General features: G+C 36.6%; 11 protein-coding genes. 5 read left to right on the forward strand and 6 right to left on the reverse strand.

What is annotated here, in order from left to right; all coding sequences use genetic code 11:
* Nucleotides 1–589: 589 nt before the first annotated feature.
* Entirely contained in the window at nucleotides 590–1,063 is a 474-nt protein-coding gene (locus tag BC008_RS17895) for a hypothetical protein (protein WP_027841050.1), read from the reverse strand.
* A 210-nt stretch (nucleotides 1,064–1,273) separates the two neighbouring features.
* Between BC008_RS17895 and hetZ the strand changes: the two genes are divergently transcribed.
* From hetZ to BC008_RS17910, 3 genes are all read left to right on the forward strand, one after another.
* On the forward strand, nucleotides 1,274–2,464 hold the full coding sequence (gene hetZ, locus BC008_RS17900) for a heterocyst differentiation protein HetZ (RefSeq protein ID WP_027841049.1): 1,191 nt from the start codon (nucleotides 1,274–1,276) through the stop codon (nucleotides 2,462–2,464).
* On the forward strand, nucleotides 2,457–3,437 hold the full coding sequence (locus tag BC008_RS17905; protein ID WP_027841048.1) for a hypothetical protein: 981 nt from the start codon (nucleotides 2,457–2,459) through the stop codon (nucleotides 3,435–3,437). The genes hetZ and BC008_RS17905 overlap by 8 nt, the downstream gene beginning before the upstream one ends.
* Nucleotides 3,438–3,695: 258 nt before the next feature.
* On the forward strand, nucleotides 3,696–6,044 hold the full coding sequence (locus tag BC008_RS17910) for a DUF3488 and transglutaminase-like domain-containing protein (protein ID WP_027841047.1): 2,349 nt from the start codon (nucleotides 3,696–3,698) through the stop codon (nucleotides 6,042–6,044).
* A gap of 287 nt (nucleotides 6,045–6,331) precedes the next feature.
* Here the strand turns inward: BC008_RS17910 and rpsU (BC008_RS17915) are convergent, their stop codons facing one another.
* The 4 genes from rpsU (BC008_RS17915) to BC008_RS17925 all read right to left on the reverse strand — a co-directional run bounded on the left by rpsU (BC008_RS17915) (nucleotide 6,332) and on the right by BC008_RS17925 (nucleotide 9,428).
* On the reverse strand, nucleotides 6,332–6,526 hold the full coding sequence (gene rpsU, locus BC008_RS17915; RefSeq protein ID WP_058183744.1) for a 30S ribosomal protein S21: 195 nt from the start codon (nucleotides 6,524–6,526) through the stop codon (nucleotides 6,332–6,334).
* A gap of 305 nt (nucleotides 6,527–6,831) precedes the next feature.
* On the reverse strand, nucleotides 6,832–6,978 hold the full coding sequence (locus BC008_RS49540) for an RNA recognition motif domain-containing protein (RefSeq protein WP_161938130.1): 147 nt from the start codon (nucleotides 6,976–6,978) through the stop codon (nucleotides 6,832–6,834).
* Between the two features lie 326 nt (nucleotides 6,979–7,304).
* The gene (locus BC008_RS17920) at nucleotides 7,305–8,162 is read right to left on the reverse strand and encodes a 3'(2'),5'-bisphosphate nucleotidase CysQ family protein (protein WP_027841046.1); all 858 of its coding nucleotides are present in this window, start codon (nucleotides 8,160–8,162) and stop codon (nucleotides 7,305–7,307) included.
* A 375-nt stretch (nucleotides 8,163–8,537) separates the two neighbouring features.
* Entirely contained in the window at nucleotides 8,538–9,428 is an 891-nt protein-coding gene (locus BC008_RS17925; RefSeq protein WP_027841045.1) for a sugar kinase, read from the reverse strand.
* Between the two features lie 119 nt (nucleotides 9,429–9,547).
* Here BC008_RS17925 and rsmI point away from each other — a divergent pair, with 119 nt between their 5' ends.
* Both rsmI and rpsU (BC008_RS17935) read left to right on the forward strand, forming a co-directional pair.
* Nucleotides 9,548–10,402 carry a 16S rRNA (cytidine(1402)-2'-O)-methyltransferase gene (rsmI, locus tag BC008_RS17930; RefSeq protein WP_027841044.1) on the forward strand — a complete coding sequence of 285 codons (855 nt, stop codon included), beginning with the start codon at nucleotides 9,548–9,550 and terminating at the stop codon, nucleotides 10,400–10,402.
* Between the two features lie 348 nt (nucleotides 10,403–10,750).
* Nucleotides 10,751–10,930 carry a 30S ribosomal protein S21 gene (rpsU, locus tag BC008_RS17935; protein ID WP_027841043.1) on the forward strand — a complete coding sequence of 60 codons (180 nt, stop codon included), beginning with the start codon at nucleotides 10,751–10,753 and terminating at the stop codon, nucleotides 10,928–10,930.
* Between the two features lie 151 nt (nucleotides 10,931–11,081).
* Here the strand turns inward: rpsU (BC008_RS17935) and pth are convergent, their stop codons facing one another.
* Nucleotides 11,082–11,744, reverse strand: coding sequence for an aminoacyl-tRNA hydrolase (gene pth / locus BC008_RS17945; RefSeq protein WP_063800779.1), 663 nt, complete (start codon nucleotides 11,742–11,744; stop codon nucleotides 11,082–11,084).
* Nucleotides 11,745–12,014: the final 270 nt, after the last annotated feature.

Genomic DNA, 12,014 nt, shown 5'->3' on the forward strand with positions numbered 1-12,014 from the left:
ATAGAGTAAAAGTCTGTCTCTAAGGGTGACACACCACTTCTAAGTCATGAAAAACCATATTAATTATTCTTTTTCCTTTTGCCATTTCAGAAGGTAGATTTTTCTTGAGTTTATTAATAAGTACGCTTGAGTGATTCCTAGTGTTTTATACTACCCATGTTTAGAATGCAACGTATTTTTAGATAAATATTCGGTATCCCAGTTAATTTTTCAATAAGTACACTCATATCTCTCTGCTTCTTTAATGGAAGTAGAGAGTTTGAGTAGGCATCATATATTCAATGATGTGTCTGTGATTTTCCTAAAACTTTGTAAAATTCACAATAATTTTGTACGCGACAATTTTTGTCTTCTTAGTTTTACCTATATAAAACTTCTGTTAATTTAAGATTTACTCCAGTAATTAAATAAGGAAATAATCTGTAGTAAAAGTCAGATTTACTACAGAAATTTAATATTGCAACTACAATTTGGCATTAACACTTACCGGTTGGTTTAGGGTGAATATTGAATATCTTTAGCCACGTAAAATTTGAGATATTTATTACCCAAGTCACAATTAGGCTGCGGTTAGTTAATATAAGATAATTTAGGCAATGTCAGGTGGTATCCGATTTACGGAATTCTTCTGTTCTAAAGTTTGCTGTACCAGCTTTTGAAGTTCTAAACGTTTAATTTCTATTGCATTTTGAGTAGTGCCAGGAGTTTCAAAAAACACTATACTATCTACGGGTTCCAATGCGATTAATTGGAACAAAATGTGAACTACTGGAGTTGGTGCAGCTATCATAGATGGATCCGATGCCATTTCGGATTCAATAGAAACATCTTTTGAGGTGGGGAAAGCGTAAACGACTCGTTTTTCTTGCTTGGGATTTGTACGGTTACTCAACGTAGTTAAAACCCATTCTTTATGCATATTTTGCAGAATATAGTATTGGGAATGGCTAAGTTTTTCTGCAAGTGCGCGCAACCCTGGAGCAATTGATTCGACCAATAATGGCGTAACTCCATCTTGGGGTGCACTATTAATCAATGATTGAATTTGTGCTTGTAAATCCATAATAATTTGTTAATTACTTGTGGGTATTGGCTATAACATGAGAGGAAATGCTAATCATTTAACGAAAAATGGGAAAAATATATAGAAGCCAGATAGATAATTTTAATTTGTCTGGCTTACACTTAACTTATTAAACATGAATTCCGTATCTAGCATTCACATTCATACAGTAAAACTTAGGTATGTTAGGGTCTTTTTATAAACGAAACTATGGACTCAGGCGCAACCACAACAATACAGGGGGAGCAATTTATCGGCGCAGAGGCGATATTTGAACCCCTCTTTCAAGAACTTAAATCTTCGACCAAAGCTTCAGAGAAAAATTGCCGCGATGTGGCGATGCGAATTGCTGTTGAAGTCGACAGGATTTGTAATGAGAGTAAACGCATTCAAGCATCTGGGACTCTAGAAGAATCAGCTAGAACCTTATCTAAACATAGATTAGACCAGTGTTTGCGGTACTATAGATTGGGCTCGAATCGCGGTCGAATTGAATTGCACAGTACCTTAAGTGCAATAGTTTATCGCTACATCAATCCTCCTCAAAGACAATTAAGTTATCAAGGAAGATTAACGATAATAGAAGACTTTCTCCAAAGTTTTTATCTGGAAACCCTAAATGCTTTTCGGCGAGAAACTCAAACCAGTTCGACCTATCGTCCGCAAACACTTTTAGAATTGGCAGAATATATGGCGTTTAGCGAACGTTATGGTAAACGCCGAATTCCTTTACCAGGAAGACAACAGCAATTAATTATACTTAGAGCTCAAACATTTTCTCAGCAGCAACCTTTGGAAACTTGTGTGGATATGGAACAAGCTGCAGAAGGTGGTGGTAGTGATTCTGATGGATTTTGGGAAGATCCAGCAGTTCAGCAATTGAGAACTACAATGGCTACTCAACCCGAGCCTGAACCCGAAGAAGAGACTCTACGTTCGGTTGTGACTGAAGAATTGATGAGTTATTTGGAAGAGCGACAACAATCCGATTGTGCAGATTACTTCGCGTTGCGTCTTCAGGACTTATCAGCTCAGGAAATTGAGACAATTTTAGGCTTGACGGCTCGACAGAGAGATTACTTACAACAACGTTTTAAATATCACTTAATCCGTTTTGCTCTTTTACATCGCTGGGAATTAGTACATGAATGGCTAGAAGCCGATCTGCATACCAATCTAGGATTAACTCCTTACCAGTGGGAAAAGTACCTGCAAAAGTTAGACCCCAAACAAAAATCTTTACTCGAACTTAAACAGAAAGGACAAACAGATGAAAAAATAGCTAAAGTTTTAGGGTTATCTATGGCACAACTCCAGAAGCGTTGGTTTAAAATTCTTGAACAAGCTTGGGAAATTCGTAACTCCTTAGTGTCCGGATCGCGTGCATCTACTCATGAATAGAGACTCAGAATCCTTACAACACCAAATACTCTGCTGGTTATTGTCAAATGACGATTTAACTGGAGATAACACATCGGTCGAATGTAAGGGAAATAACAGGCTTAATGATGCCTATTCACAAGCCGCCGCTTTTACAAGCGGTGCTTTTGAGTCGGAACTTAAGTCTCAAAACTTTAAATTGGGAGAAATTCCTACTGTGCAAGAACGTTTCCAAGCCGTACTTAAACGTCGGTTAAAAAACCAAATCCAAAGTCGTCCGCCACTTTTCCCTTGGGAAAGTAGTATAACTGATTACCCGGAATATATTGACAATGCTGCAAATGCATTGGTTCCCTGTGGGTCTTGGGTGTTAAAACAGTCCAAGCTCAATTTACCAATTACTTTACCAGAAAACATATTTAGTATCCTGGCTGAACGATGTCAAACATTAGTGGCTTCTTCTTTACCGCTAGGGACTAAGTTAGTGCAAGCTGTGGAAAATCTATTTCCAGAAGAACCACAGGCGCTTAACGATTTGGCTGGATTAGTACTCAGAACTCCATATCGTTCCGTAGATACTCTAGATGTTGTACCAAATTTGGAGAATAATTACTCTGATTTGCAACTATCTCAAAAAATGGCCTTATCTTTGCTAGCAGCTAAGGAACTGTTAGAGAACATGACTCTAAAAGTTTCTACTACCCATCCTACTGTTGAAAGAGAATGGGAAACCACCGCAGGATTAGTAAATATTAGAGTTGAGTACAAGTATCAAGCTGAATACACTAAGCTTTGTATTGAGTACCACCTACCAGCAGCAAGTACTTTAAAGTTGCTCTCCGGTGATTTTGAAGAAATCATACATTCGGCCACTTCTGGATGTTTGAGTATAGATTTGAAACAGCAGCAATTGGATGATTTTTATACATTGGAGCTTGATTGTCCAGAATTTGACAAAAAGCCATTATTCATCGCAATTTTACCGATTGTTTAAATAAAATTACCAACGCTAGACTACTGAATAAATAATTTTTGTGTATAAAAGGTTATCCTGATGTTGAAACTTCCTTTGATTTTTTAGTAAAGCAGTTATTAGGGCAGGTGCTCGGACCGATTAATTAAGCAAAATACCAGTTTAATATGTATTGATTTGCTTGACAAAGGAATCGAATTTATTCCTTCGCTCGGATGAGCCAAAAGACCTATAAATTGCAGCTTTACTTGTATACACATAAGCTGTCTTCTCATCACGATGTTCGATTTTTCCAGGATAACCAGGTTTTGGCGTCTACCATTGAATAATTTTTGGCAGCAGCATAGTCAGAAGTCACCCCCAAAGCAAGTTGAAGATTCTGTGACTTTGCGGGTACTTGTCCTAGCGTTGGTAATTGTGGCAATCATTGCGATTGATACCGCCGCTAAAACAACATATAGTTTTTGGGGTTTGCCTTTATCAATAGTTGGTGCAATTTGGAGTTATTACCATCGCCATCAACGCAATATAACAATTAAGTTTTTTATTGCCATTGGGATGTTAGTGGCATTAGGAACCTTCTTTAGGCGTTTGGTAGGTCATTTTAATGATACTCGCCTAGTACTAGCCCAATTGTTAATTCAACTTCAAATACTTCATAGTTTTGATTTACCCCGTCGTAAAGATTTGGGTTACTCAGTTACAATTGGCTTAATTTTGCTGGGTGTTGCAGCTTCAGTGAGTCAAACATTGGCTTTTGCTCCAATATTGCTAATATTCTTAGCAATTGCACTACCGACTTTAGTTTTTGATTATCGTTCCCGTTTGGGCTTAGGAGATTTTAAAACTAAAACTCAAGAACTAAAATTTAGAGTTAAACAGAAACCTGGGTCGCTACCTTCTTATTTTTTACTTTTTATTTTGATTGTTGGATTGGGTTTAGGTATTTTTGCTATTTTACCTAGATTTCCTGGTTATCAATTGCGTAACTTTCCAGTTAGTTCCCCAATTCAAATCAAAGAAAATTTGACTGGGAAAAGAATTTATAATCCTGGCTATGTTCGCCAAGGTAAAGATAACGACCTGGATAATAATGGTAAATTCGGTCAAGGAAAAATCGGAAAACCAGGAAAAATTGATAATTCTTTTTATTACGGTTTTAACTCTTCGATTAATCAAAATCTACGGGGTAAAATGACCCCCAAAGTAGTAATGCGAGTAAGATCGCAAGTGGAAGGTTTTTGGCGGGTACTTGCATTCGATCGCTATACGGGGAAAGGGTGGGAAATTACTCGTGATGACCAGGTAAAAACAATAAAACGTTCTCCTTGGTCTTACAAAACTCTTCTTTCTCTTGGTAATTTCATTACTCCAACAAAAGAAGTAGTACAGACTTATACGGTTGTGTCAGATTTGCCTAATGTGATTCCTGCAATGGCTTATCCTAAAGAAATTTACTTCCCGACACCAACTGTAGCTGTAGACCCTGAGGGTTCTTTACGCTCTCCTGTGGGGTTATCTGAAGGTTTGACCTATACTGTTGTTTCTGAAGTCCCTTATCGCGATCGCACTGTTTTAAGAAAAGCTTCAACAAAATATCCAGATCCGATCAAAAAATCCTATTTACAAATACCGGAGTCAATTGCAGAAAAAGTTAGAATTCGTACCGAAGAAATTTTAGCCAACTACAACCGCGATCAAGTTGGGAAATCAGATGACACTTTAAATTCAGTCTCTGAAAAAGCTCTTTACTTAGCCCAGTATTTAAAACAGAATTATACAATTCCAGAAAACCCTTTAAACTTACCTTACTTAGGAGAAGAGGAAGATCTAGTGGAAGCATTTTTGTTTAAGTACAAAGGTGGTTATCCAGATCATTTCTCTACAGTGCTTACTGTCATGTTGCGTTCTATTGGTATTCCAACTCGTTTAGTTGCAGGTTTTAGCTCTGGAAGTTTTAACCCTTTTACTGGAATGTATGTTGTTCGAAATACTGACGCCTACGCAATGACTGAAGTTTACTTTCCCAAATATGGCTGGTTTCCATTTGACCCAATTCCATCTCACCCTTTAATTCCTCCTTCCATAGAAGAAACTCAAACTTTTACTGTTTTACGTCAGTTTTGGAATTGGGTTGCGGGTTGGTTACCGTCACCAGTAACAGGTTGGCTCAATTACATATTTGGAATTATATTTGGTGCCATAACATATTTTTTCTCTTGGCTGATTAATTTATTTTTCCAAGGATGGCTTGGGGTTTTAACATTTTTAATCCTTGCGACTGGAGTTAGTTTATTTAGTTGGTTTAGTTGGTTGTTGTGGAGATATTGGTGCAACCAAATTGCTCTGAAGAAACTACCATTGATGGAACGCTTATATCAAGAAATGTTGCAGTTAATGGCAAAAAAAGGTTTCAAAAAACATTCTGCACAAACTTCTTTAGAGTATGCTCAAATTATTTCCACATATTATCCACCAGCAATTACAACATTAATTGAGGATATATGTCAGAGCTATGTAAAATGGCGTTATGGCTGTTGTAATCCCGATCTGAATCGAATACAACAAAAACTCGAACAGTTGCAAAGAGATCTTAAAGATGTTTCCCAGCACTTGAAGAGAAATTAAAAAAAAATCACATCATACGAAAATGCAAAATTTCTATGCAATCAACTGTGGTGACATTGATTGCATAAAAATAAAGATCCCACTGATTGTCATTCGAATCTTTATCTGGTGTTTCAATTGGGAAAAACACTTGAAAAAGCTACATGATAGATTAAAGTGTATTTCGTAACTCATAATCTAATTCAGCATTTCATCTAGGTATATTCCAATCGAAAGCCTCGCCGATGTAGAGTTATAACTAGAGTATCTTACAACCAGAGTATCAAGTTATAACTAATTTTTGACGTTTATTTACGTCGGGAACGTTGTTGGCGACGCTGTCTTTGTCGAGAAACTGCTTTACGTTTCTGTTTCTCTAGTGGAGTTTCGAAGTGACGATTTTTCCTCATGTCTTGGAAAATTCCTGCACGTGATACTTTGCGCTTAAATCTACGCAAAGCTGAATCTATCCCTTCATTTTCACCTAATACTACTTGCGTCATTCTTGTTAATCCTTATATTTTTTACCGTTCAAAAGCCTGAGCTTTTTAAAATATCACACCTAAAATCAGAGCGAAAAAATATTTCCAGCAGTGTCTAGCTTAAACTTTAAGCTGCTGGAGTTTCTAGATAAATATTGCTTGAGAAGTTCATATTCTCAAAGCGATGATTATCGCTTATTTTACCCCGTGATAGACCTCCCATATCTGTAATGAGGTCTTGCTTAATTTACTTTTGAATTGTCTATCGATCCACAAAGCACGATTTTATGCCTCAGTTACTGCATTCTCTTCCTCTTGAAATCTATTTAAGATAAAGGAGCAAGACCCAGTCTTCCAATCATTTCCATATCTGTTACAAACTGAACCTGACTAACCTTAGCACGATTTACAAATACTTCTTCTAAATAATCTTCTGTAACCTGCTTAGATAAGTTAACAAAATAAATTGACATTCAGTGATTCCAATATGGTGTGTTGTAGAGACTTAGCTTCGGAGAAACGCTTCAAAGATTTATACGATTTACACAACCGAATTAATCCTTATCGTTCCAGTATATAGCAATTATGGAAAAACTTTGAAACTTTTATTCAAGATGATTACAAAAAAGATAAAAAATATACCTTATTTCAGAGAATTATAATTAATTGGGAAAAATTACAATAAATCCCTAAATTCATTGAGAATCAAGAACTTTAATTAATAGAAAATCTTATTATTCCCATAGAAAAGATAATCTTTTATTTGACTTGAATTTCGTTGCTATATAGAGGTTGATAATCAGCTAAGCTGTCCTAAGATTTTTTCTGCTTCTTCGCACAGCATTTGATGGCACTTACCATTAGAAGCAATTAGTCCACCCCACTGATTAATATCACCAGTGTTATAAGACAAGTTAGTACCATCAAAGTGTGTAAAACTTCCACCAGCTTCGCTCAAGATTAGTTCAGGGGCTGCTAGGTCCCAATCTTTGGGCGCTGATTTTCCAGAAATTGAAATATAAATATCAGCTTTTTGTTCCACTATTGCTGCAATTTTTCCACCAATACTACCAACTACTTTCTGATTTTTACAAGGTAAGTTTTTTAAGAGATGATTTAATTTTTCATTGCGGTGGCTACGGCTAACTACTAAAGTTAAATCATCTAAACTATCCCGTGTTGAGACGTTTAAAGCTTCAGTAGAATTATCTCCTGTCACACTACGTACTTCGACAAATGAACCTTTACCTTTGATGGCGTAAAATAACTTTTCGGTTTCTGGTTGAGCTACTACTGCTAATATTGGGCGTTTATCTTTTACTAAGGCGATATGAATCGCATATTCACCAGTTTTATTAATAAAATCTCGAGTTCCATCCAAGGGATCTATAATCCAAACCAATTCTTTACTATTCGCAGCTTGTTTTTGATAGGTTTCTTCACTTATATAACCGAAATCTTCACTGCCAAAAGCTGTTTGTAATTGCTCCACAATATAGTTATTTGTTGCTGTATCAGCAACAGTTACGGGTTCATTTTGTTTATAGTTAACCTCTAGATTTTGTTTATTATCCCCACGATAATAGCTACGGAGTATATCTGTTGCCCCCCAAGCAATACTACGGGTAACAGTTAAAATTTCCTCTAAAGTTTTCATTAATTTTCCTTTTGAGCAAAAGATTAAGAACCTAGCTAGTAACTTTATCACGAGTGTTCAGTAGGTGCGAATAATTAATGGTTACGAATACATATTTGGAATCTAAATTCTTACAGATGATTTATTCTCAGCTTTTTCATCATCACAAGCACAAACTTAACTTATAGCAGAAGTCAGGAGACAGGAGGCAGTAGTCAGGAGTGAAACCTACTTTACATATAACTTCTAGCTTTTTGCCTATACCTCACTTACTTGCAATCCGCTATATGCTGCTTTTTTCTTTATGACTCAAAAGTAATGTCGGGTAATTGTAAATAAAGTTACATATAATTGATTGGGCTAACATCAGTGGAAGTCGTTAAAGGTTGGGATAAATTATTTTGAAGATTTCATCCAAAGACGGGTACCAAAGAACTCACAGGAATGGGAAGCAATATTTGCTGCTGAGATGAGTGCGTCTGTAAATTTTTCTCTCAAGATGAAATGGCAAAATGCACCATGGAAAATATCACCTGCTCCTAGGGTGTCGACAGTTTTGATTTTTGGTACATCAATTATTCCAGCTTCGCCTTGGTAAAAGTAATAAATTGGTTTTTCCCCTTGGGTTATGGCAATGTGAGGTACGTTTAATTCTTGAAGATAAGTAGAAACAGCCTGACAACGACTTTTTGTATCCTCTTGGGGTATATCGGGACAATTGGGTGGATAAAAATTCCCGGAGCAAATAGCGTAATCCACTTTAGGTAAAATTTGCTCAAAACCAGCTTTCCAACTACCACCATCAATGACTACAGGTATACTTCTAGCTTTTGCCATCTCGGCAATATGAAGCCCTACTATCATTTGGTGCCCATCAATTAGGACTATATCCACATCGTCTAAAATATTATCTGGAATATTTTGTGCGTTTACTTGAGTTTTAACAGCATTAATCGATATGACAGCACGTTCTCCGGTGGCTTCAGTAACAATAATTGAAGACACTGGTAGTGAATTATTGTTATGAGGAGCTAGATCGGTAACAGCAACTTTGTAATCTTCTAGATCGGTACGAACTATTTGAGTCATTGGATGAGAACCAATAACTCCTAAAACTCTGCCTTGCTCCCCCAAATGATTAAAAGTTACTGCTGCATTGGTTGCTGGACCTCCAGCTGCAACTGTACAGTCAGCAGCAACAATTTTTTGGTTGTGCTTGGGAGGTGATTCGGCAAGATAAATCAAATCTAAGGTAACTAAACCAACAAATAACCCATGCTTTTTCATCTTTCTTCACTTGTAATCAGTAATCGGTAATGAAATAAAAATTGGTAGTGGCTAATTAATTAGTGATAAATAATTGGAATTACTACCCAGCGAAAAAATTTTTGAATGATGATTTTTTAATGGAAATTAAACCAGGAACGCTTTATGTTGTCGGTACCCCAATCGGCAATTTAGCGGATATGACATTTCGGGGCGTACAGGTTCTGCAAGATGTAGATTTGATTGCAGCTGAAGACACCCGTCATACGGGAAAGTTACTGCAACATTTTCAAATCAAAACTCCCCAGATAAGTTACCACGAACACAATCGTAGTAGTCGCATTCCAGAACTGTTACGACACTTAAATGACGATAAATCCTTAGCTTTGGTTAGCGACGCCGGGATTCCAGGAATTTCCGATCCTGGCTATGAATTAATTTCGGCTTGTATCACTAAAGGAATTTCTGTGGTCCCTCTTCCTGGTGCTTGTGCAGCGATTACTGCATTGTGTGCATCTGGCTTACCTACAAATAGATTTATGTTTGAGGGTTTTTTGCCAACAAAAAGAAAACAGCGACAACAAATCTTAGAATCTTTACAAGCAGAAACTCGGACTTTAATTTTTTATGAATCGCCACACCGCTTGCGAGAAACGCTAGAAGATTTAGTTGCTGCTTTTGGAGAAACTCGTCATTGTGTGCTAGCACGAGAACTAACTAAACTGTATGAAGACTTTTGGCGAGGTTCTTTGAAGGAAGCGATTTCTCTCTATCAAGAAAAACAACCTCAGGGTGAATATACTCTTATTCTTGAAGGAACTTCACCTGATCGAACACAACTTTCCGAAGCGCAACTTAAAATAGAATTACGATCGCTAATTACTCGGGGAGTATCGCGGTCGCAAGCTAGCCGCGAATTAGCAAAACTGACTTCTATACCTCGACGTCAACTTTATCAGTTGGCTTTAGATATTAAAATAACAGAAGAGAACTAAAAGTATTTAGGGAAGAATAACCTATAAAGAGGGGCATGTTCTAATATTTTGTAAAGTTGGGGAGCAAACCTTCTAATTTTTGAATTTTTGGGGTATTAATTATATTTTTACCTAACTTGCTTTTGTCTCCTTCCTAACTTTGAGAACAGCGATTTGCAATTAGGATGTTATGCTCAATAAACCTTTTCCCAACACGAGGGAAGCAAGCACAATTCAGAAAAACTGAGTAAACTTATACATTGAATTGTGCTTCTACAGATTTATCTATTTTTGGGTATGTTTGTCGAGATATTTAGAAGCGGTTAATATTACAATTGTCAAAAACAAGAAAAAGAGGAAAGTTCGAGAATGACCCAAGTGGTTTTAGGAGAAAACGAAGGAATAGATTCAGCATTGCGCCGCTTTAAGCGTCAGGTTTCCAAGGCGGGGATTCTTGCCGATGTAAAGTATCATCGTCATTATGAAACCCCCCAAGAGAAACGTAAACGGAAAGCTGTAGCTGCTAGACGTAAGCGTCGTTATAAGTAAACCTAAGTTCGACCAATTCGAACATGCTGACTAATTTTTAACCAAGTCCAAGCAGTTTCTTTTTTATAATTATAGATATTAAGATAAATCCACCTCACCCCTGTTAGGGGTGCTGGGTGTTTGCTTTTTAAGATGATTGATTCTTGGGGAGTTAATCTTGGGGGATTTGAATAAATTTTGCATTGCAACGATTCATCGCTTTTTCCACGCCTTGCTTGAGAGACAATTCAACACATTCGACAACAAATTCTAATATTTCTGGCAGAATTTGGTTCTCAACTGCCGAAAAACGCCCTAAAACATGGGAAACTGTATGCTTGTTGCTATTGGGAACATTAGGTTTATTTGGTTTGCCAATACCAATTCGCAAGCGGGGAAAATTCTGAGTACCAAGGTGAGATATTGTACTTTTTATCCCATTGTGTCCCCCTGCAGAACCAGATAAACGCAAACGAGTTTTACCTATGGGTAAATCGAGTTCATCGTAAATCACCAAAACAGATTCTGGAGAAATTTTAAACCAGTTTGTGGCTGCGCTAATTGCTTCTCCCGAACGATTCATATAAGTCAGTGGTTTAAGTAAACGGATTTTTTCACTTCCGAAACAAATACCTTCCCCATATTCCGATTTAAATTTACGATTTTGCGCCAACGAAATTTGCCAGTATTTCGATAAAGCATCAATCGCAGCAAAACCAATGTTATGGCGTGTTTTATCGTATTTTGGTTCTGGATTTCCTAATCCGACGATTATTTTGGGAATTACTAATTCTTTCTTAGTTGTTTCACTCACTTTTATGCTTTCATTGGTCATAGATCGATTTTCTTCGCAATAACTGTATTTAATTAATGTTAATTGTTTGGGGAGAAGGTTTAAATATTTAAATAAAGCTTTCTTTAAATAATCGTGAATTAATTCTCACGAGGACACAATGGAAGAAAATTAATCTTTAATTTCTTTATCATTATTATGAGTCGAGTTGATATTAATTATCAGTATTATTAATTATTTGTATGGGAGGTTCGCACACTTCAAATGCATTGATTATAAATTCAAACTAGCGTAAATTTTATACTTATTTTT

Source organism: Mastigocoleus testarum BC008 (assembly GCF_001456025.1).
In the GTDB taxonomy this organism is placed as follows: Bacteria; Cyanobacteriota; Cyanobacteriia; order Cyanobacteriales; family Nostocaceae; genus Mastigocoleus; species Mastigocoleus testarum.